Origin of the sequence: Caballeronia sp. LZ034LL (assembly GCF_031451215.1) — a bacterium.
Taxonomy (GTDB): domain Bacteria; phylum Pseudomonadota; class Gammaproteobacteria; order Burkholderiales; family Burkholderiaceae; genus Caballeronia.
The window spans coordinates 1650954-1673148 of the sequence record NZ_JARUXR010000001.1 but is presented as its reverse complement, the minus strand read 5'-3'; the positions used below and the strand labels follow the sequence as shown (position 1 = coordinate 1673148).

At 64.7% G+C, this 22195-nt stretch carries 16 protein-coding genes; 14 read left to right on the top strand and 2 right to left on the bottom strand.

Annotated features, from left to right (window positions below; genetic code table 11):
* Positions 1 to 12 precede the first annotated feature (12 nt).
* A complete protein-coding gene (locus QCE83_RS07685; protein ID WP_309808477.1) occupies positions 13 to 714 on the bottom strand; it encodes a hypothetical protein in 702 nt (233 codons plus the stop codon).
* On the opposite strand from QCE83_RS07685, the gene QCE83_RS07680 reads away from it, so the two are divergent.
* A complete protein-coding gene (locus QCE83_RS07680) occupies positions 679 to 7188 on the top strand; it encodes a hypothetical protein (RefSeq protein WP_309808476.1) in 6510 nt (2169 codons plus the stop codon). The two genes, QCE83_RS07685 and QCE83_RS07680, sit on opposite strands and share 36 nt — an antisense overlap.
* A 97-nt stretch (positions 7189 to 7285) precedes the next feature.
* Here QCE83_RS07680 and QCE83_RS07675 read toward each other — a convergent pair whose 3' ends face one another.
* On the bottom strand, positions 7286 to 8122 hold the full coding sequence (locus QCE83_RS07675) for an outer membrane protein assembly factor BamD (RefSeq protein ID WP_309808475.1): 837 nt from the start codon (positions 8120 to 8122) through the stop codon (positions 7286 to 7288).
* 164 nt (positions 8123 to 8286) lie between these two features.
* Here QCE83_RS07675 and QCE83_RS07670 point away from each other — a divergent pair, with 164 nt between their 5' ends.
* The 13 genes from QCE83_RS07670 to QCE83_RS07610 all read left to right on the top strand — a co-directional run bounded on the left by QCE83_RS07670 (position 8287) and on the right by QCE83_RS07610 (position 22156).
* On the top strand, positions 8287 to 9492 hold the full coding sequence (locus QCE83_RS07670) for an RluA family pseudouridine synthase (protein ID WP_309808474.1): 1206 nt from the start codon (positions 8287 to 8289) through the stop codon (positions 9490 to 9492).
* Positions 9489 to 10322, top strand: coding sequence for a peptidoglycan editing factor PgeF (gene pgeF, locus QCE83_RS07665; RefSeq protein WP_309808473.1), 834 nt, complete (start codon positions 9489 to 9491; stop codon positions 10320 to 10322). Before QCE83_RS07670 ends, pgeF begins: the two co-directional genes overlap by 4 nt.
* 330 nt (positions 10323 to 10652) lie before the next feature.
* Positions 10653 to 12713 carry a class I poly(R)-hydroxyalkanoic acid synthase gene (gene phaC, locus QCE83_RS07660; protein WP_309808472.1) on the top strand — a complete coding sequence of 687 codons (2061 nt, stop codon included), beginning with the start codon at positions 10653 to 10655 and terminating at the stop codon, positions 12711 to 12713.
* A gap of 100 nt (positions 12714 to 12813) precedes the next feature.
* Positions 12814 to 13995 carry an acetyl-CoA C-acetyltransferase gene (locus QCE83_RS07655; protein WP_309808471.1) on the top strand — a complete coding sequence of 394 codons (1182 nt, stop codon included), beginning with the start codon at positions 12814 to 12816 and terminating at the stop codon, positions 13993 to 13995.
* A 94-nt stretch (positions 13996 to 14089) separates the two neighbouring features.
* Positions 14090 to 14830, top strand: a complete 741-nt coding sequence (locus QCE83_RS07650; protein ID WP_309808470.1) for a 3-ketoacyl-ACP reductase — start codon at positions 14090 to 14092, stop codon at positions 14828 to 14830.
* Between the two features lie 174 nt (positions 14831 to 15004).
* Positions 15005 to 15577, top strand: a complete 573-nt coding sequence (phaR, locus tag QCE83_RS07645; protein WP_309808469.1) for a polyhydroxyalkanoate synthesis repressor PhaR — start codon at positions 15005 to 15007, stop codon at positions 15575 to 15577.
* Positions 15578 to 15879: 302 nt separating this feature from the next.
* The gene (locus QCE83_RS07640) at positions 15880 to 16182 is read left to right on the top strand and encodes a type II toxin-antitoxin system HigB family toxin (RefSeq protein WP_309811526.1); all 303 of its coding nucleotides are present in this window, start codon (positions 15880 to 15882) and stop codon (positions 16180 to 16182) included.
* Between the two features lie 5 nt (positions 16183 to 16187).
* Entirely contained in the window at positions 16188 to 16550 is a 363-nt protein-coding gene (locus QCE83_RS07635; RefSeq protein WP_309808468.1) for a transcriptional regulator, read from the top strand.
* A 139-nt stretch (positions 16551 to 16689) separates the two neighbouring features.
* The gene (gene rimO, locus QCE83_RS07630; protein ID WP_309808467.1) at positions 16690 to 18027 is read left to right on the top strand and encodes a 30S ribosomal protein S12 methylthiotransferase RimO; all 1338 of its coding nucleotides are present in this window, start codon (positions 16690 to 16692) and stop codon (positions 18025 to 18027) included.
* A 4-nt stretch (positions 18028 to 18031) separates the two neighbouring features.
* Entirely contained in the window at positions 18032 to 18955 is a 924-nt protein-coding gene (locus QCE83_RS07625; protein ID WP_309808466.1) for a sugar kinase, read from the top strand.
* A 39-nt stretch (positions 18956 to 18994) separates the two neighbouring features.
* Positions 18995 to 20179: a beta-ketothiolase BktB gene (bktB, locus tag QCE83_RS07620; protein ID WP_309808465.1), complete on the top strand. Its 1185-nt coding sequence runs from the start codon at positions 18995 to 18997 to the stop codon at positions 20177 to 20179.
* A 47-nt stretch (positions 20180 to 20226) separates the two neighbouring features.
* The gene (locus tag QCE83_RS07615; protein WP_309808464.1) at positions 20227 to 20889 is read left to right on the top strand and encodes a hypothetical protein; all 663 of its coding nucleotides are present in this window, start codon (positions 20227 to 20229) and stop codon (positions 20887 to 20889) included.
* A 67-nt stretch (positions 20890 to 20956) separates the two neighbouring features.
* Positions 20957 to 22156: a cystathionine beta-lyase gene (locus tag QCE83_RS07610; protein WP_309808463.1), complete on the top strand. Its 1200-nt coding sequence runs from the start codon at positions 20957 to 20959 to the stop codon at positions 22154 to 22156.
* The last annotated feature ends 39 nt before the right edge of the window (positions 22157 to 22195 follow it).

Below are 22195 nucleotides of genomic sequence, written 5' to 3'. Positions count from 1 at the left end.
GCCCGCGACCGCTCATGGCAGGACGCCACGACGACCGCGCTCGATCAACTCGCCGCGCTCGCCAGCGATCCCTTGTTCATGGCTCACGCCGGCGACTGGCGTGACGCGCTGCACTCGTCCCGGCTGGTGTTTCGCCTTGGCCGGACAGCAGCCGAACTGCCCGCGCAGCCTTCGTTCGAGCAGTACGTGTCCGTCCTGCTCCAGATGGAAGGGGACGATTCGTGGCTGGCAAGGCAGTTGCAGCCGGCCGTCCGTTTCGCCGGAGCGGTTTCCCGGGCGCTCGCCAGGACGCGTCATGCGCCCGTCCGGAAGCTTCCGGAGACGCTGCCGGAGATCGTGGTCTGGCTCTACGAGATCCTGCTGGCGCACGAAACACGCGCGACGGTCCTCTCGCTGCTTCCGGAGACCTGCCATGCATGGGTGCGATCCGGACTGAAGCTGTTCGACGACGTGAGCGCGCTTCCCGTGCAGGGATCGGTGGCCGAACAGATCGCATGGCTTGCGCGGCTGTTGCGCAGCGCCGAACTGCGCGATCTGCTGGCGATGAACGACATGGAGTTCGATGTCGATGCCTGGATGGAAATCATCAGCATGGACACCGGTAATCCGGTCTTCGAGAATTTCGCGCGCGCGATGCAGCTCACGGATCAGCCGCTCAAAGCGAAGGTCCGGCTGCTGATGGCGCCGTGCATCACGCGCAACACCGTGATCCATGCGGCGCAATGGGGACTCTCGGCGGGGGCGTGGGCGGTCGGTTCCCCTTGCGGCGCAACGCTTCTGCCGGTCATGCATCAAGGCCTGGACTGGTACAGGCAGACGGATCCCCAGGCGTCGTGGCAACGCACCCTGCGGCAGTTCCTGCAGATCGCGCGGGATGACATTCAGACTCATCCCGACAAGTTTGCCCATCTTGCCGGCGCCGGTGAAGCTGGCGTGGAGCAGGCGCTGTCCGCCATCCGAAGTTTTTCGCTCGACGCGGATCCGAACGACCTGTGGGCATCGACCGTCCAGGCGTGCAAGGACCATCCGGAACTGCGCTGGGTCTACGAACAGGTCATGTTCCTGTGCATGTGCTGGACACTGGCCCGCGCGAGCGAATGCACCGATCCACGCGAACAGCGTCGCCTGTTGAAGACGGTACAACGGCAGCTTCGCGATACCGGCGGCTGGCCCGGCGCGGACGCATTGGCGCAGCTCATGCCGATCATGCCGGACTTGCTGCGCGTGCAGGCGGATGTCATCGCGCGGATGCCGCCGACCCGTTCATGGTCGGAGTGGGCGCTCGCCTTGATGAAGGTCCTCGCGAGCAGCACGTCTCCGGCACACCGGCGCCTGTGCGCGGCGCTGGAGGAGTGCGTGTCGAAGTGGGCGATCGGCGGGCTCGAGCGCGGCATCGATCATCTGTTCGGCGCCTGGGCGGAGCGTGCGCGCGCTTCTGGCGACGGACGACGCGAAGCCGGTTCGCCGGCGGCGGGCGCTCACGCGCTGATGAGCGCGTGGGCACGCGATATCGTCCTTGAACCGCATGCGCCCGACGACGAGGGCATCTACACGATCATCAGCGCGAAGGGGGAAGAGCAGCAGTTCATCCTGGAGAACGGGCGCGCGTATCGCGTCTGCCGGGACCGCTCGCAGGAAACCTGGCGGTTGATGAAGGAAGGCATGGGGACCTTGTCCTGGTCGCCGCCCGTCGAACGGCTCGCGGGTCATTGGCGGATCCGCCTGCTGTCGCGCGGCGCGCGGGGATCCGGGCCGGTGCGGCGGGCGGGCGTCGAGGAAGATGATTCCGCAGGGCTGGCGCAGACGCCGGATGCGGACGAATTGCACCTGCCGTCCGATTTCATCATCCAGCTCACCGATACGGAACTGCGTGAACTGTGCGACGACTCCGGCTGGATCGTGCCCGCCGCGCTCGGGGCAATCGGGGCGCTCTCCGGGCTGGGACTCTTCTGGTTGTGCACGAGGCAATTGTCGGCGAATACGCAGCGGCCCGCGGCGGCGTCGGAGGAACGCGCTCTTTCGGGCAATCGATATCGGGCGGAGACGATCGAGCTGGTCCCGGTGCACCGTCCGCGATCCGAACTAGTTACGACGCCCGACACGCCATCCGCGCCTGGGCAGCAGCAAGAACGGGCTGGACAAGGGCGTGAAGAAACCGACCGCCTGCTCGCAGGAGAGCGCCACGCGCCGGCGGTCAAGCGTCAGGTTGCGCGCGGGCTGACACAGCCCTCCGACCTTGCAGGACCATCCGCTTCGCAACGCAACGCAGCAGTTGGAAGCGGATGGAAACGATATGGCGGCGCCGCGCTCGCCGCGCTCATCGGCGCGGGCGTGGCGGGCGGCACGGCCTATGCCTGGCGGCGCTGGCGCTGGGCGCAGGCATCGGGCGGCGCTGACGACCTGCTGCCCGGCGTGGACAGCATCGTCACGAACTGGCTTCCACCGCCGGCCGTCGCCGATACTCAGGCGGCGCTACGCGCGCCGCGCACCCGACGTTGGGTGGTGGGAGAAATTCCGGACGAGAACCTCGAGCCGAATGCCGATGGTCTCTGGGCGATGCCGCGGCAGACATCGGTGGCGGACAAGCTGCTGAATGCAGTCGGGAACGATGTGGCCGCCCGGGCGCTGCGCGGCTATCGGCCCGGCGAGCGCGAATTCGACGAGCGCGACGAAGTCGGCCTGTACGAAGCCGGCGACACGAAATACCTCTACATCGCCGGCTATTACTGGCCGCTCGAAAACCGGCATGTCCTCAACGGGACGACCAAGTTCGCCAGGGTCAACACGGGCAAACGAACGTTGATCATCATGTTCGACGAGTCCGCCCGGAACTGGACCTTGAGTTCCGAAGAAAAAGCCGATGCGCATGGCCCCGCCGAGCGTCCCCCAATGCTGGACAAGGAACTCGCCCGGGAGGCCAGGAAGTTGCTGGGCGCCGGACCGGGATACGCCTACCGGTATCTGGCGCCGGGTGTCGAAGGAACGGTCTATGTCGAGCGTGACAAGCGTTGCTACATCTTTCTTCACGGCATCTATTGGCCGTGCGACATCATCAGTGAATTCCTGGTCGTCTACGGAAAACAAAACTTCTATGCCATTCGCGCTATCCCGTCCAGGCAACTGACGCAAGCCCAGCGCAGCGACCTCGACTGGCTGCCCCGACAGGCCGCCCTCAGTGCGACGGCAGAGAACCATCTGGCATGGCTGGTGCAAAAGAACGCGACGCAGCCGTACGTGCCGTTGCCCGGCGACTTCGCATCGCAAGGGGCGAGCGCGAACTTCTACAAGACGAAGGCCAGCTCGAAGGTCGATTACCTCTACGCAAAAGGTTGCTATTGGCCGGTGCACGGGACCTGGCGTGTCAAGGGCGCACTGAACGCACATTTGCAGATCCAGTCGGAGGACCAGCCTTATCAGACGATCGTCAAGGACTCGGACAAGGCAGCCTGGCGTTTCGAATCGGTACCGAAGGGTTTCACCGGTCCGCCTGCCACGAAGACGGCCGTCAAGCCTCAGGTGGCGAAGTCGTTGGCGGATCAGGCGAGAACCTTCGATTCAGGCAGGGCGCACGCCTTCTTCGGGCAGGCGGCAGGCGTCGAGGGCACGGTGTACCGGGCGGATGCTTCTTCCACGTGCATGTTTCTCGGCGGCCACTATTGGCCGTTTGCGCTCAAGACACCCAGCCATGGATTGCTCGCTGCTGCCTCGAAACAGCAGGACCTGATGCTGATGCTGGTGAACCGGGACGGTGTGTGGGAGAAGCGCCTCGAACAGCAGGCAGGCCGTTCGAAGTGGGTGCTCGCGCAACTGCTTGCGTCTTTTGCGCACGCCGGCGACGTCGGCGCGCGGATGGCGACGCACACCCGGCAGATCGTGCAATCGGGCAGCGCGCTCTCGTTTTCGCATCTGCTGCTGGAACTGTTCAAGCAGCTTGAGACTGAATTCCTGAAGGTCTATCGAACCCCTCAGGCTTCGACGCTCGAAACTATCCTTCAATTGCGCGCGGAAATCGACTATCGCTTCTCGGGGCTGAAGTCGGTTCTTCCTCCGATTATCGGCACGGCGGACGGTGACGCCGATCTGCTGCAGTGGTATCGGGACGCGCTGATTGCGGGACCGGTGGATCATGGGTTGTTGTCGAGGGTGATCGACGATTCCACGGTGGGCGATCGCGCAGTCGTGTTCCGGAGAATCATCAGCCTGGCGGAAGAGGAACTGGCCAAGCTCGACGGGCAACTGGCCGCGGATATGGCTGCGCGGCGCGTGGAGGAACTCAAGCTGGCGCAGATCGAAGTCGAAATCGACGAGACCAGGTTTAGCACAGTTAAAGGCAAAGAGGCGATGATTTCCGCCCTTACTGTCAGGAAGGACAGTGTCGATCGCCAGATCAAGTGGTATGACCGACATATCGAGTCGCTCAAGGGCGAGCAGCAATCGCAACGCGACGTCAAGTCGAGCGCCGAGAAATCGCTCGATGACCTCGAGCGCGGCGTGTTCGCCTTCGGCGGCTACGCGGTCTATCAGGACGGATTGACGAAGGGCCGGGCGAGTGAGGCGCGCTTCGTTGCCCGTCAGGGCATGACGGGAGACATCGACAATGTCCGCCTCCAGTATGAGATCGCCTATCTGAAGGCGCAGTCCGCCCTGGATGCGGCCTTCATCGAAGCGCTGGCGATGCGGGCCAGCAGGGAAACGCTGGAGGCGCTGGATGTCGCGCGCGCCTATATCGAACGCAGAAGAACGCTGATGCGTGAATACCTGACCTTGCTCGAGAAACTGGCTGCGAACAAGCCGGATCCCTTGTCCGGCGGATCGAGATATCAGAAGGCGCGAGCGGCCTACCGACAGGCCACGCTCCTGCACGCGCAGTGGTACACGCCAAGCCCACATCGCGCGACGACCGGCCCGGAAGAAGGCTTGGCTGACGAGCACGCCGAGACGCTGATCCAGCTCATCGCGATGGCACTGTACGCGCTGGATACGGACCGCACCAACGTTCACCAGCTCGCAAGAAAAGACTTCATTTCCGTTCAGTCCGGATTCACGGCAGCGCTCGCGGACAGTCCGTACGAAGCCTGTTTCTCGAAACCGGAAGGCTACAGGCCGTTGCATCTGTTGAAGCCGAGCGACTTCTTCGCTAGCCACACGGACTACGTGAATCAGTTCGGGCAATACAAGGCAACGAGCGCCAGCTTCGACGGATTCAGCCGTGCCGTCAGATTGCTTGCTTCGGTCGGCCTGACCCTCGATGACTTCGAGAGTTCGGTGAGGCAGTACATACGGATCTACGACGAGACAAACGATGCGTTCGTGCTGATGTTGAAGCTCGCTTCGGGTTCGTGGTTATCCATTCGTGTGAGTGAGCGTGACGAGTCGTGCAGGAAAGCCGACGAGGCGACCATCAGGAGCGAACAAGCGACGTTCTGGAAAACACCTCCTGCACTGGCTGACGGCGAGTGTCTGGAAGGCGTCCAGGAAGGCCGCTACGTACCCGGTGCGCTGGAGAGCGGAGCCGGCGCGATCATCGAAATGGTGTGGCCCGATCAGGGCGTGGAGCTGAAGCCGCGAAATCTTCCGGCCGAGCGTCTGCTGCTGCCGCTTCTTGCAGATTTGCTGCGACAGCTTCAGTGCCGCTACGCTGACGCGCGAAAGACAGCGTTGTACACGCCGACGCGCGGTCAGACGCTCGCGGAACTGTTCGTGCCGTTCTACAAGATGGCCTACTACTCGATTCACGACAAGGACTATGTCCCGGATGCCGGCGACATCGTGCAGGCGGTCATGGATGGCCTGAATGTGATCGTTGCGGTTGCAACGGCCGGCACGTCGCTGTCGAGCACGCTGGCCAGGAATGCGGCACGCGCGAGCTCGCTCATCCGGGCGGGCCGGGCGCAAGGTCTGAGCGGGCGGGCGCTGATGAAATATGTCGCTCGCGACATGGCGGGCGTGTTCGGGCGCATGTCGCTGGGCGTCGTCAGCAGCGCGGCGCTGTTGCTCTACGATGTCATCGAACCCCTGCCGTTCCGGCAGATCGCCAAAGGGCTGAAGCCGGGCGGCAGAACCTTGTCGTCCGCCCCAACAAAAAAGCCGTTGCTCGACTCGGTGCCGATCTCGTCGGCGGCGGACAGCAGCACGTCGCTTCCTGCCCGCTTCGTCACCCGGACGACCGATGAACTCGAGCCTCTCGACCGCGGCCTGTGGAGCACCGGAGACAGATCCCGGGTCAGCCCTCCGCAACTCTTCATCAGGCAGAACCTCGATCTTTATCGGGTCGACTGGGATGCGAACTATGGCAGTTACCGGCTCGCGAATCCGACCGCGGGCAATCTGGTGTCGTACGGCGCGCCGGTGCAATGGGTCGATTCCCGCTGGTCCTTGGTGTTTGCTTCGGGCGGACGGCACGGCACTGGCTTCAGAAACCTGTGGAGGCGCTATCGGGGAGCGCCGATCCCGCTTGACCGCGTCTACGGAATACCGATTGCAAGGGCTCGCGAACTGCGAGTGCTTCTGATCGACGGCGCGGACTACGCCGAAGCGAGTCTCGAGGTGGCGCGGAGAATGGTGAAGAGCACCACAGCGAGCGACCTGGCGAGGGTCGACAAGGTGCTGCAGATCTTCTGGGGCAGCACGCGGACCGCGGACAGGCAGAACTTCCTCAAGCTGGTCGAGCGCACGCAACAGTACTCGGCACGATTGAACTATTCGCACCTCGACTTCAGAAGCGTTCTGACCAAGGCGGACGGCGCGACCAGTCCCTCGACGGTCATGACGACGCATACGCCTGCCCGCGCGGCCGGGGGGATCGCGCAGGTGGATGATGCGCTGGAGGACGTCCAGCTCACCGTTTATGACGAGGGCATCAGGACGCTGGCCGAATATGTTCCGCCGTCGAGTCTGAAGTCACAGATGTCGCAGGTCGTCACGCACGAATGGCATCATGCGATGGCCCATACGTCGACGGACCAGAAGTACGCCACGATGGTGCCCGGACAGCGCGGAATGGACGTCGCCGACCTGGCGCGTCTGCCGGCCGTGGACAAGATGGCCAACGCAGATAACTTCTCGTATGCCGTGTGGCTGCTGCGGTTGTCCGAAACCAGTCCCGCCAGTTACAAGGACTTCGTCTCCCGCCATGACGTCTGGCTGCGTTCGCGCAGTGGCCGCCTCATGTGGAACTTCGTGAGCTAGCCAGCGGCCGGGTACATAAACAAAACGGCGCGCGATCATCGATCGCGCGCCGTTTCCGAAACAGATGCAGGACCGCTGTCCTGCTTTCATGCGCCGCTTACCAGATCTGGTACCACGGCTTGTCGTCCGTTCCCGGACGACGCTTGCCGGTGACATACGGGCTGTCCGGGAAGGTGGCGGCGAGCACGCGCTTGGTGTCGTCGGCGAGTTGCGGCTGATCGAGCTTGCCGTAGGACAGCATCATGATGTGCAGCGCGTCTTCGGTGGCTGGCGCGTTCTTGTACTCGCGGATGGCGAGCTGCGCGCGGTTGATGGCCGCGACATACGCGCCGCGCCGATAGTAATAGTCCGCCGCATGCACCTCGTGCGACGCCAGCGCGTTGACGATATAGCGCATGCGCTGCGCGGCGTCCGGTGCGTACTTGCTCTGCGGGTACTTGTCGACGACCACCTTGAACGCGTCATAGGACTCGCGCAGCGACTTCGGATCGCGCTCGCTCATGTCCTGACCCGAGAAGCGGCCGAACAGGCCCAGGTCGTCGTTGAAGTGGATCATGCCTTTCAGGTAGTAGGCATAGGAAATATCGGGATGATCCGGGTGCAGCTTGATGAAGCGGTCGATGGCCTGGTCGGCGTTGGCGGTTTCACCATCTTTCCAGTTGCAGTACGCGACGTTGATCTGCGCCTGCTGGGCGAAGTGGCCGAACGGATCACGGCCTTCGAGCGCCTCGAAGTACTTCGCGCACTTGCCCCAGTCGCTGCCGGAGAGCGCGTCCTGGGCCTCCGTATATAATTTGTTGTTGTTCCACAGCGCGGTTTCGTCGGTCTTCTCCGGCAGGCCGTGACAGGCTGCGACGATCGCGACGCTGGCGGCCAGCGCAAGATACTTGATCGTTTGACGCATCGATTGATGAATGGTGTTGAAGGCTCGCATCAGTGCTTGGTGTTCCTGGCTGATTCTCGCTGTGTCCAGCTGTGTGTCCGGCGCCGCCGCTCGCGCAATGTCTCGCGGCTTTCGCGTGCGGCGTTTGCGTGGATCCTTACGCGCGTTTTAAAAGGCGCGGTTTTCTACGGCAAGTCCTGCCGAATCTCGTTCAAATGACCCGCTCAAGTACCCGTCGTACCAAAGACCGACTCAAAGATTATAGCCCAAGCGCCACCGGCGACGACGCAGCGCAGCCCGATGCAAACCCTGACGCCTCCCGCGCGACGGGCGCGACAGGCACGACGGGCACGACGGGCGCGGACGCAGAACCGCCGCGCGTCGCGCACGTGCCCGACGAACTCGCCGGCGACCGCCTCGACAAGGTGCTCGCGAAACTTTTCCCGGAGTTCTCGCGCAGCCGGCTGCAGGGGTGGATCGAAGAGGGGCGCGTGCAGGTCGACGGCGCCGGTGCGAAAGTGCGCCAGCCTGTGCCGCTCGGCGCGACCATCACGCTCGTGCCGGACCTCCTGCCCGAACAACTCGCATTCACGCCCGAACCGGTGCCGCTCGATGTCGTCTACGAAGACGAGTCGCTCGTGGTCATCAACAAGCCGGCCGGCATGGTCGTGCATCCGGCTGCGGGCAACTGGAGCGGCACGCTGCTGAACGGTCTGCTGCATCGCTATGGCGCGGCGGCGGCCGGTTTGCCGCGCGCGGGCATCGTGCATCGGCTGGACAAGGAAACCTCGGGACTGATGGTGGTCGCACGCACCCTCGAAGCGCAGACCGACCTCGTGCGCCAGTTGCAGGCGCGCACGGTGAAGCGCCGTTACGTGGCCTTCGTGTGGGGCAACATGCGCGACGAAGGCACGATCGACGCGCCCATCGGCCGCGATCCGCGCGAACGCAAGCGCATGGCGGTCGTGCAGAGCGCCGCGGGCAAGCCGGCGCGCACGCACTTCAAGACCATCCAGCGAACCCTGTGGCACAACCAGCCGGTGAGCGCAATCCACTGCGATCTCGAAACCGGCCGCACGCATCAGATCCGTGTGCATTGCGCGGCTGCGGGCCATCCGCTGCTGGGCGATCCGCTGTACGGGCACGTACGCGGCAAGCGTTCCGTCACGCCGCTGCCGGACGGCTTCGCCCGGCAGGCGCTGCACGCGTGGCGCCTCGGCCTGGTTCATCCGGCGACCGGCAAGCCGGTGCACTGGCGCGCCGATGTGCCCGCGGACATGGAGGCGCTCTCCGCCGCGCTCGGCTTCGGCGAGGACGAGGAGATCGAGTCCGACGAGGATCCGGAGTTCGCGCAGGTCTATGTGATCGGCGAAGACGACGAAGACTGGGACGACGACGATTACGAGGATGACGAAGCATGAAGCATCACGTTGCCGCACTGGACCACGGCGCTTGTCTGTGGCCGCAATGGAAAGTGTCGCCGCGCGTGCGCGCGTTCGTCACGACGCGCGCGGGCGGCGTCAGCGCCGCGCCGTTCGACGACGGCTCCGGCGCGGGCGGTCTCAACCTGGGCTTCTCGACGGGCGACGCGCCCGAGGCCGTCGCGGAGAACCGGCGCCGCGCGCTGGCGCTGACGCCTTCGCGGCACGCTGCATGGCTCGAGCAGATTCACGGCGCGCAGGTCGAGGACGCGCACGCGGTGGTCGACCGCCTCGTGTTCGGCGGACGCTCGCGCGCGGATGCGAGCGTGACGGATCGCGCGGGCGTCGTGTGCGTCGTGATGACGGCGGATTGCCTGCCGGTGCTGTTCTGCGACGACGCGGGCCGTGCGGTCGGCGCGGCGCATGCGGGCTGGCGCGGTCTGGCGGGCGGGGTCATCGAACGGACGGCTGAACGCGTGGCAACGCTCGCGGGCGTCTCGCCTGCCGGGCTGCATGCGTATCTCGGGCCGGCGATCGGACCGTCGGCGTTCGAGGTGGGCGAGGACGTGCTCGATGCGTTCGCCGGCGCGGCGCCGGCGGCCCGGCGCGACGCCACCACGGCCGCCTTCCGGCCCGCCGGCGGTGCGCCGGCCAAGTACTTCGCGGACATCTATGCGCTCGCGCGGCTGCGGCTCGCGGAACTGGGCGTCGACGAGGCGCGCATCGACGGCGGCACGCATTGCACGGTGACCGAGCAGACGCGCTTCTATTCGTATCGGCGGGATAGGGTGACGGGACGCATGGCGGCGATGATCTGGCTTGCCGACTGAGGCCTGTCCGGCACGATGAAGCTGTGTTCAATCGTGCCTGACGAACGTTTCCCGGGCGTGACGAAACCCCTTGTGAATACAATATTTCGGATGGGGGAAAACGATAATTAAAAATTTATCGCACTGCGGCAAAATCGGGACGAAGCATTGACATGCCCGATAGCCTGGAGCAAGAATGTTCCCGGAATTCAATCAATCGGGCACGGCGTAGCAAGGCGGTTTCTTGCGGCGCGCATAGGGCGCATCAACACTTGCGCGCTGGTCGAGGAAAGCCCGGCGATGCCTGCATCAGCAATCCAGTCTTGCGAGACTCACAGGTCAATGGCGGGTATGGCTTCCAAAACATCTTCCTCATCTTCCCGCTCCCGTACCGCCGACAGCACTTCGGCTCAAGCATCGGCCGAATCGACTGGCGTACAGCACGCGTTCGATCAATGGCTGAACGCCTGGCGCACCGTTGCCGATCCCGCGCAATGGGCGAAGCTGACTCAGCAGACGAATACCGCGCCTGATGCGGCCGGAGCGGGAGCCGCTGCGGCGGCTTCGCCGTTCGCGGCGTTCGGCGCCTTCGCCAATGCATTCCCCAACGCATTCCCCGGTGGCTTTCCACCCGCGTTTCCGGCTCCGTTCCAGGGCGCATTTCCGGCGCCGGGCGCGATGCCCCAGATGCCGCAGATGCCCGACTTCACGAACATGAACGGCATGGCCGAGTTCGCCAAGCTGGCGAGCAGCATGCCGGGCTTCGGCGCCGCGATGCAGGGCTTGCCGACACTGCCGAAGATCCCCACTGCGGCGATTCCGCCCGAGCGTCTCCAGCAGTTGCAAAGCAACTATTCGCGCGATGCATCCGAACTGCTTCGGCAGGCAGGCGAACAGCACATCGACCCGGGCGCGCTGAAGGACCGCCGTTTCACGGATACCTCCTGGCAGACCACGCCCGCATATGCGTTCACCGCCGCGTGGTACCTGCTGAACGCGCGCTATCTGCAGGAACTCGCGGACGCCGTGCAGAGCGACCCGAAGACCCGCGAACGGATTCGCTTCACCGTGCAGCAATGGGCCGCGGCAGCATCGCCGAGCAACTATTTCGCGCTGAATCCCGATGCGCAAAAGACGCTCATCGAGAGCAAGGGCGAGAGCCTGCGCCAGGGCATGATGAACCTGCTCGCCGACATGCAGCGCGGCAAGATCTCGCAATCGGACGAATCGGGTTTTGCGGTCGGCAAGAACATCGCGTCGACCGAAGGCTCGGTCGTGTACGAGAACGAACTCGTGCAGCTGATCCAGTACAAGCCGCGCGCTCCGAAGGTCTATGCGCGGCCGTTGCTGATCGTGCCGCCGTGCATCAACAAGTTCTACATCCTCGATCTTTCGGCCGAGAGTTCGCTCGTGCGCTATGCGCTCGATGAAGGCCATCAGGTCTTCATCCTGTCGTGGCGCAACGCGGACCAGTCGATCGCGCACAAGACCTGGGACGACTACGTCGAACAGGGCGTGCTCGAGACCATCGGCGTCGTGCAGTCGATCACCGGCGCGGAGCAGATCAATACGCTCGGCTTCTGCATCGGCGGGACCATTCTCGCGACCGCGCTCGCGGTGGCGTCGGCCCGTGGCGAGGAGCCGGCGGCCTCGATGACGCTGCTCACCTCGATGCTCGACTTCTCCGACACGGGCGTGCTGGATGTGTTCGTCGACGAGTCGCACGTGCGCTTGCGCGAGCAGGCGATCGGCGGCAAGAACGGCGCGCCGGCCGGGCTGATGCGCGGCGTCGAGTTCGCCAACACGTTCTCGTATCTGCGCCCGAATGATCTGGTATGGAACTACGTCGTCGATAACTATCTCAAAGGACGCACGCCCCAGGCGTTCGACCTGCTGTTCTGGAACAGCGATTCGACCAACCTTCCCGGGCCGATGTGCGTCTGGTACCTGCGCAACACGTATCTCGAAAACGCGCTGAAGGAACCGAATGCGTTGACGGTATGCGGCGAGAAGATCGATCTCTCGCGGCTCGCGTTGCCCACGTTCATCTACGGCTCGCGCGAGGATCACATCGTGCCGTGGAAGTCGGCGTATGCTTCGACGCCCATCCTCAGCGGTCCGCGGACCTTCGTGCTGGGCGCATCGGGACATATTGCGGGCGTGATCAATCCGCCGTCGAAGAACAAGCGCGGCTTCTGGATGGTCGATGGCGACACCGGTTCGCTGCCCGAATTCGCGGACGCCTGGTTCGACGCCGCGGCGGAGCATCCCGGAAGCTGGTGGCCCACGTGGTCCGCATGGCTCGCGGCCAACGCGGGCGAGCAGGTCAAGCCGGCGGCGGCGCAGGGTTCGAAGGCGTACCCGGTGATCGAGGCCGCCCCGGGCCGCTACGTGCTGGAGCGCGATGCCTGAGTGCGGGACCTGCGTGCGGGAGTGGCGCGCCGTGGCGCTCATGGGCACGCGGATCATGCCCGGGCTAATGCATTAACAATCGATGCCAAAGGAAACTGAAATGACTGACGTAGTGATCGTATCGGCCGCGCGTACGGCGGTAGGCAAATTCGGCGGCTCGCTCGCGAAGATCGCGGCGCCGGAACTGGGCGCAACGGTCATCAAGGCCGTGCTCGAACGCGCAGGCGTGAAGCCGGATCAGGTGAGCGAAGTCATTCTCGGCCAGGTGCTGGCCGCGGGCTCGGGCCAGAACCCGGCGCGCCAGTCGCTCATCAAGGCAGGGCTGCCGGACATGGTGCCCGGCATGACGATCAACAAGGTGTGCGGCTCGGGCCTGAAGGCGGTGATGCTGGCGGCCAACGCGATCATCGCGGGCGATGCGGACATCGTGATCGCGGGCGGCCAGGAAAACATGAGCGCGGCGCCGCATGTGCTGCCGGGCTCGCGCGACGGCTTCCGGATGGGCGATGCGAAACTGATTGACACGATGATCGTCGACGGCCTGTGGGACGTCTATAACAACTATCACATGGGCACGACGGCGGAAAACGTCGCGAAGGAATTCGGCATCACGCGCGAGCAGCAGGATGCGTTCGCGGCGCTATCGCAGAACAAGGCCGAAAAGGCACAGAAGGAAGGCCGCTTCAACGACGAGATCGTGCCGGTCTCGATTCCGCAACGCAAGGGCGAGCCGCTTCAATTCAATACCGACGAATTCGTGCGTCACGGCGTGACGGCAGAAGCGCTGGCGGGTCTGAAGCCGGCGTTCTCGAAGGAAGGCACGGTGACGGCGGCGAATGCCTCGGGCATCAACGACGGCGCGGCGGCCGTGGTCGTGATGTCGGCGAAGAAGGCTGAAGCGCTCGGTTTGACGCCGCTGGCGCGCATCAAGGCTTACGCGAACGCGGGCGTGAGCCCGAAGATCATGGGCATGGGTCCGGTGCCGGCGTCGAAGCGCTGTCTGGAGCGCGCGGGCTGGAGCGTCAACGACCTGGACCTGATGGAAATCAACGAAGCGTTCGCGGCGCAAGCGCTGGCGGTGCATCAGCAGATGGGCTGGGATCAGTCGAAGATCAACGTGAACGGCGGGGCGATCGCGATCGGCCATCCGATTGGCGCATCGGGCTGCCGGATTCTGGTGACGCTGCTGCACGAGATGCAGAAGCGCGATGCGAAGAAGGGTCTGGCGTCGCTGTGCATCGGCGGCGGCATGGGCGTGGCGCTGGCAGTGGAACGTCCGTAAGCAGGGCGCGCGGCACAAGTACGCAGGGCAGGACTGGGAAGGATTGGCGGGCGGCCTGGAGATCGCCGTCCGCATAACGAAAATGGAGTGAGGAATGACGAAGCGCATAGCGTATGTAACCGGCGGCATGGGCGGCATCGGCACCAGCATCTGCCAGCGCCTGCACAAGGATGGCTTCACGGTGGTCGCGGGCTGCGGCCCCAACTCGCCGCGCCGGGTGAAATGGCTGGAAGACCAGAAGGCGCTCGGCTTCGACTTCATTGCCTCGGAAGGCAACGTCGGCGACTGGGAATCGACCAAGAACGCGTTCGACAAGGTCAAGGCCGAAGTCGGCGAAGTCGACGTGCTGGTGAACAATGCAGGCATCACGCGCGACGTCGTGTTCCGCAAGATGACGCACGAGGACTGGACGGCCGTCATCGACACCAACCTGACGAGTTTGTTCAACGTGACCAAGCAGGTCATCGACGGCATGGTGGAGCGGGGTTTTGGCCGCATCATCAACATTTCGTCGGTGAACGGGCAGAAGGGGCAGTTCGGCCAGACCAACTACTCGACCGCCAAGGCCGGCATTCACGGCTTCACGATGGCGCTGGCGCAGGAAGTGGCGACCAAGGGCGTGACGGTCAACACGGTGTCGCCGGGTTACATCGGCACGGACATGGTGAAGGCCATCCGGCCGGAAGTGCTGGAGAAGATCGTCGCGACCATTCCGGTGCGGCGGCTCGGCACGCCGGACGAGATCGGCTCGATCTGCGCGTGGCTGGCCTCCGATGAATCGGGCTTCTCGACCGGCGCGGACTTCTCGCTGAACGGCGGCTTGCATATGGGCTGACGGGCGGAGGCTCGTCCGGGCGCGGCGTGCATTGCGTGCGTTGTGTGCATCCGGGCGGGCCGCCACTCGCCGGATTTTTTCAACGATGCGGCGAACATGCAGCAGCGCTTTTTTGCGACGACGCAAGACCTGCTTGCTGCCATCGCAGTAAAGTTTTGCGTTTAAAGGCGTTCAATGACCACTACTACTACAAAGAAATCCGCCGAGCGACTGATCAAGAAGTATCCGAACCGTCGTTTGTATGACACGGAGACGAGCACCTACATCACGTTGTCGGATGTGAAGCAACTCGTGCTCGATCAGGAAGAGTTCAAGGTGCTCGACGCGAAGTCCAACGACGACCTCACGCGCAGCATCCTGCTGCAGATCATTCTCGAGGAAGAGAGCGGCGGCCTGCCGATGTTCTCCTCGGTGATGCTGTCGCAGATCATCCGCTTTTATGGCCACGCGATGCAGGGCATGATGGGCACGTACCTGGAGAAGAACATCCAGGCGTTCATCGACATCCAGCAGAAGCTGTCCGAGCAGAGCAAGGGCATCTACGACGGCAACGCGCTGAATCCCGAGGTCTGGTCGCAGTTCATGAACATGCAGGCGCCGATGATGCAGGGCATGATGACGAGCTACATCGAGCAGTCGAAGAACATGTTCGTGCAGATGCAGGAGCAGATGCAGTCGCAGGCGAAGACGATGTTCAATACGTTCCCGTTTCCGGCGCCTACGGGGCCGACTACGGAGAAGAAGTAGGGGGCTGGGGGCGCAAAGTGCTGCATCGCGTGGCACGGACGCCCCCCTGCCTGCCGCGCTCCGGCGGCGCTCTCTCCGATGGCCCGTCACCCGCTTGCCCGCGGCGTTTTCTTGTGCTCACTCATTCGCGCCGCGTTTCATATTCTTCCGCGCCGCAGCCAACCGCGACGACCGAATTTCTACGGTGTAGCACCCCGCGCTCGCAACTTCGTTAAAAGATGTTGATGGACCACGTCGAGCTTTGCCTTCACGCTACACTGAATGAATTGCAACAGTCCCAAAATGGGACTAAAATGGGTGTTATGCGGATCATCGCGAAGAGAGTCTTGCTGAGCTTTATACAGAAACATTCGCGAGCCGAGCAGCCGCTGTTGGCATGGCACTCCGAAGCGTCGAAGGCAATCTGGAAAACACCTCAGGACATCAGGAACCAGTACGCGACGGCGAGTTTTGTCGGGCGTAATCGAGTGGTATTCAACATCAAGGGCAACGATTACCGGCTGATCGTGGCGGTCGCTTATCAGGTTGGAGTCGCGTACATCAAATTCGTCGGAACGCATGCCGAATACGACAAGGTCGATGTCGCGACCGTCGAAATGGAGTGACCAGCATGGAAATTCACCCGATCCGAACCGAAGCTGACTACAGAACCTGCCTCGCGAAAGTGGCCGCTCTTGTTGATCTCGACCCGGCGCCGGATACGCCCGAAGGCGAGGCCCTCGACATTCTGTCGATCCTGATCGAGCGCTACGAGGCGGATCACTTTCCCCTCCCGGCGCCAAGTCCGATCGAAGCGATCAAATTCCGCATGGAGCAGGCGGGGCTGACGGTGCCGGACATGCAGCCGTACATCGGCAATGCGAATCGCGTGTACGAGGTGCTGGCGGGCAAGCGTGCGCTGAGTCTCGCGATGATCCGTCGGCTTCATGAAGGTCTTCGGATTCCCGCCGAAGTACTCATCGGCCCCGCCTGACCCTCCAAACCGCCTCCCCACCGCTCCGATGTAAAATAGTGGATTCGCCCGGCGCCTTCGGCCGAGCCCCACAACATCGTATCTCCCCGTGAAAAACTCTTTGGAATCAACCGCCCAGGCCCCGGCCCCTAAAATCGGCATGGTGTCCCTCGGCTGCCCGAAAGCCCTCGTCGACTCCGAGCAGATCATCACCCAGCTGCGCGCCGAGGGTTACCAGATCTCCGGCACCTATGACGGCGCGGACCTCGTCGTGGTCAACACCTGCGGCTTCATCGACGAAGCCGTGCAGGAAAGCCTCGACGCCATCGGCGAGGCGCTCTCCGAAAACGGCAAGGTCATCGTCACCGGCTGCCTCGGCGCGAAAAAGAGCGCGAGCGGCGGTGGCCTGATCGAGGAAGTGCATCCGAAGGTGCTCGCGGTCACCGGCCCCCACGCCACCAACGAAGTGATGAACGCGGTGCACACGTATCTGCCCAAGCCGCACGATCCGTTCACCGATCTCGTCCCGCCCGCCGGCATCAAGCTCACGCCGCGCCACTACGCCTATCTGAAGATCTCCGAAGGCTGCAATCATCGCTGCACCTTCTGCATCATCCCGTCGATGCGCGGTGATCTCGTCTCGCGTCCCGTCGCCGAAGTCATGCTCGAAGCCGAGAATCTCTTCAAGTCCGGCGTGAAGGAACTGCTCGTGATCTCGCAGGACACGAGCGCGTACGGCGTCGACGTCAAGTACCGCACCGGCTTCTGGAACGGCAAGCCGCTCAAGACCCGCATGACCGACCTGGTCGGCGCGCTCGGCGAACTCGCCGCCCAATACGGCGCCTGGGTGCGCTTGCATTACGTGTATCCGTACCCGAGCGTCGACGAAGTCATCCCGATGATGGCCGAAGGCCCGCTCAAGGGCCACGTGCTGCCGTATCTCGACGTGCCGTTCCAGCACGCGCATCCCGAGGTGCTCAAGCGCATGAAGCGCCCGGCCAACGCCGAGAAAGTGCTCGAGCGCGTCCGCACGTGGCGCGAAATCTGTCCCGACCTGACCATTCGCAGCACCTTCATCGCGGGCTTCCCGGGCGAAACGGAAGAGCAGTTCCAGACCCTGCTCGACTTCATCGAGGAAGCGGATCTGGACCGCGTCGGCTGCTTTGCGTATTCGCCGGTCGAAGGCGCGAGCGCCAACGAACTCGACGGCGCCTTGCCCGATGAAATCCGCGAAGAGCGCCGCGCGCGCTTCATGGAACTTGCCGAGGAACTGTCGGCGAAGCGTATGAAGAAGAAAGTGGGCAAGACGCTGCGGGTGCTCGTCGACGAGATCGGCACGGACGGCGGCATCGGCCGCACGGCGGCGGATGCGCCGGAAATCGACGGCGTCGTGTACATCGCGCCGGCCACCAAGGCATCGAAGCGCTATAAGGCCGGCGATTTCGTCTCCGTGAAAATCACCGGCGCCGATGGCCACGATCTCTGGGGCGAGGTCTGACACCATGGCGCACGCTCCGCAGGTCCTCGCCCTCGGCGAGGCAATGATCGAGTTCAACCAGTCACAGCGCGGCCAGCCGGACTATCTGCAAGGCTTCGGCGGCGATGTGTCGAACTTCCTGATCGCGGCGTCGCGTCAGGGCGCCTCGACCGGCTTCGTTTCCGCCGTCGGCAACGATCACTTCGGCCAGTTGCTGCTCGACCTGTGGCGCGCGGAGAATGTCGATACCGCCACGGTGCGCGTCGATCAGGACGCGCCCACGGGCGTGTATTTTGTGTCGCACGGCGAGCAGGGGCATCGCTTCGACTACTTGCGCGCGGGCTCGGCGGCGAGCCGCTATGCGCCGTCGCACCTGCCGCTCGATGCCATCGCGGCCGCCCGCGTCGTGCATCTGTCGGGCATCAGCCTGGCGATCGGCGTGTCCGCGTGCGATGCCGCGCTCGCCGCCATCGACCACGCGCGCTCGCACCGCGTCACCGTCAGTTTCGACACCAACCTGCGCCTCAAGCTGTGGCCGCTCGCGCGCGCCCGCGCCGTGATGCTCGAAGCCATCCGCTCGGCCGACATCTGCCTGCCGAGCTGGGACGACGTCACGCTGCTCACGGGCCACGAAGACAAGGACGCGATCGTCGATGCCTTGCTCGCGCTCGGTCCGAAGGTCGTCGCGCTGAAGCTGGGCCGCGAGGGCGCGTACATTGCCACGCCCGCCGAGCGGCGCGTCGTGCCCGGCCGCGTCGTGCAGGCGGTCGATGCCACCGGCGCGGGCGACTGCTTCGGCGGCGCGTTCATTGCGCGCATCGTCGCGGGCGACGATCCTTTCGCGGCCGCGCGCTATGCGAACGCGGCGGCCGCCTTGTCGACGCAAGGCTTTGGCGCGGTCGCGCCGATTCCTGATCAGGCCGCGGTGGAGCGCGCGCTGAAAGCCTGAGCGTCAATCCAGCAACAACAACCCGACAGCGGAGACGACATGCAACGTGAAGTGGTGGTGGTGAGCGGCGTGCGCACGGCAATCGGCGATTTCGGCGGCGCGCTGAAGGATTTCACGCCGACCGATCTCGGCGCACGCGTCGTGCGCGAGGCCTTGTCGCGTGCGAACGTGCAGGGCGATGAAGTCGGTCATGTGGTGTTCGGCAACGTGATCCAGACCGAGCCGCGCGACATGTATCTTGCCCGCGTCGCCGCGCTCGACGGCGGCGTCACGCAGCACGCGCCCGCGCTCACGGTGAACCGCCTGTGCGGTTCGGGCCTGCAGGCGATCGTTTCGGCGTCGCAGAGCATCCTGCTGGGCGATGCGGATGTCGCCATCGGCGGCGGCGCTGAGAGCATGAGCCGCGCGCCGTACATCATGCCCGCCGCGCGCTTTGGCCAGCGCATGGGGGACGCGCGCATCGTCGACATGATGGTCGGCGCGCTGAACGATCCGTTCGACAAGATCCACATGGGCGTGACCGCCGAGAACGTCGCGCGGCAGTTCGGCATCACGCGCGAGATGCAGGACGCGCTCGCGCTCGAATCGCACAAGCGCGCGGCGCACGCCATCGAGGCCGGCTTCTTCAAGGAGCAGATCCTGCCGATCACGCTCGCGTCGAAGAAAGGCGACACGGTGTTCGAGCGCGACGAACACGTGCGCATGAACGCCACTGCCGAGGACTTCGCGAAGCTCAAGCCCGTGTTCGCGAAAGAAAACGGCACGGTGACGGCAGGCAATGCGTCGGGCATCAACGACGCCGCGGCGGCCGTCGTGCTGATGGAGCGCAGCGTCGCCGAGAAGCGCGGCGCGCAGCCGCTGGCCAGGCTGGTCGCGTACGCGCACGCAGGCGTCGATCCGAAGATCATGGGCATCGGCCCGGTGCCCGCGACGCAAAAGGTGCTGGAGCGCGCGGGTTTGTCGGTCGCGGATCTCGACGTCATCGAGGCCAACGAGGCGTTCGCCGCGCAGGCCTGCGCCGTGTCGCAGGAACTGAAGCTGGATCCCGCCAGGGTCAATCCGAATGGCTCGGGCATTTCGCTCGGCCATCCGATCGGCGCCACCGGCGCGCTGATCACCGTGAAGGCGCTGTACGAACTGCAGCGCATCGGCGGCCGCTATGCGCTCGTGACGATGTGCATCGGCGGCGGGCAGGGCATCGCGGCGATCTTCGAGCGTATTTGAGGCAGCCGATGCGCGATCGAATCCCGTACACAACGAAGGAAGCACGGATGATCCACAGCATGCACGGCTCGCGTCTCGTCGCGGCGCTGGCCATCACGGCGGCGCTGGCCGCCTGCAACTCGCCGATGCCCGCAGGCCGCTCCGGCGTGTTGCCGCCTGACCAGCGCGAGCCCGCCGGCGCGGATGCGCACGGCGCGCAAGCGGCCATCGCCGAACTGGCGCTGCCGCCGCAAAAGCCGCTGACGCCCAATCCGGAGTACGCGCGCTTTCCGCGCTATGTCGGCACGCTGGGGACGCGGCAGATCGAGATGAAGCTCGGCGCGAAAACCGACGATCCGTCCGGCGTCCACGGCGAATACCGCTTTGCCGGCAGCCCGAACGTGGTTCTCGTGGCGGGCGATCGCGACAGCGACACGCTCGAGATCGAGGAATCGAACGACGGCACGCACATCACCGGCAACTGGGTCGGCAAGTTCGCGCCGGACGGCAGCGTGTCCGGCGAACGCATGGATCCCGACGATTCCAACGGGCAGCCCTTCGAGCTTCGGCCTGCTGTTGCGGGCGCCGGGCTGCCGCCGCTGCCGGGCGGGAATACCGCGGGTTCAGCGGGTGCCTCGAAGGCGCCGCCCGCGCCGTCGCTGGAACCCGCGCCGCCCGCGCCGCCAAAGAACAGCGTCGGCGGCACGAGCAACGTCATCATCGGCGAATAGCCTTGTCTTTCACATGCCGCCGGCTTGCTCCGGCGGCGTCTTCCTTGTTTCGTTTCAACGCCACGCCATGACCGATTCCCACGACAACGCCCCCAACCGCGATCCGCAAACCCGCATCGTGCAGCCGGAGGATCGCATCACGCCCGGCTTCGAGTCGTTCTCGGTGCCGGTGGCGCGGGCGTCGACGGTCGTGTTTCCCGATCTCGCGACGATGCGCTCGCTCGTCTGGAGCGACGACTCCAAGTGGCGCTACGGCCTGCACGGGACGCCGACGACCATCGCGCTGGCGCAGCGCATCGCGGCGATCGAAGGCGGGGACTACGCGCTGTTGCAGCCCTCGGGACTCGCGGCGATCTCGAATGTCTATTTCGGTCTCGTGCGGACGGGCGATCACGTGCTCGTGCCCGACAACGCCTACGGCCCGAACCGCGATCACGCGGACTGGCTCGCCGAGGATTTCGGCATCGAGGTGACGTATTACGATCCGATGATCGGCGCGGGCATCGATACCTTGCTGCGCGCCAACACGAAGCTGGTCTGGCTCGAAGCGCCCGGTTCCGTGACGATGGAAGTGCAGGACGTGCCCGCCATCGCCGCGGCCGCGCGGGCGAAGGGCATCGTGACGGCTATCGACAACACGTTCTCGGCGGGCCTCGCTTTCAAGCCGTTCGAGCATGGCGTCGATATCTCGGTGCAGGCGCTGACGAAGTATCAGTCCGGCGGCAGCGACGTGCTGATGGGCGCGACCATCACGCGCAACGCCGATTTGCACAGCAAGCTGAAGCGCGCGCGCATGCGGCTGGGCGTCGGGGTATCGGCGGACGATGCATCGCTCGTATTGCGCAGCCTGCCTTCGATGAAGGCGCGTTACGAGGCCCACGACCGCGCGGCGTTCGCGCTCGCCACCTGGCTGAAGACGCGCTCCGAAGTGGCCGCCGTGCTGCATCCGGCGCTGCCGGACTGTCCGGGCCACGCGTTCTTCGAGCGTGATTTCAAGGGCGGCGCGGGCGGCCTGTTCTCCATCGTCTTCGACAAGCAATACAGCGCGGCGCAAGTCGATGCATTCGTCGAGGCGCTCGAACTGTTTTCGATCGGCTGGAGCTGGGGCGGCTCGCACAGCCTCGCGATGCCCTACACCGTCCGCACGATGCGCACGGCTTCGCAATGGCCGCACGAAGGCGTGCTGGTGCGGTTCTATATCGGCCTGGAGGCGGAAGCGGACCTGCGCGCCGATCTCGAAGCGGCGCTGGTCAAGGCGTTCGGTTAAGACAAACGGCGCCCTCGGGCGCCGTTTGTCAAACGCACG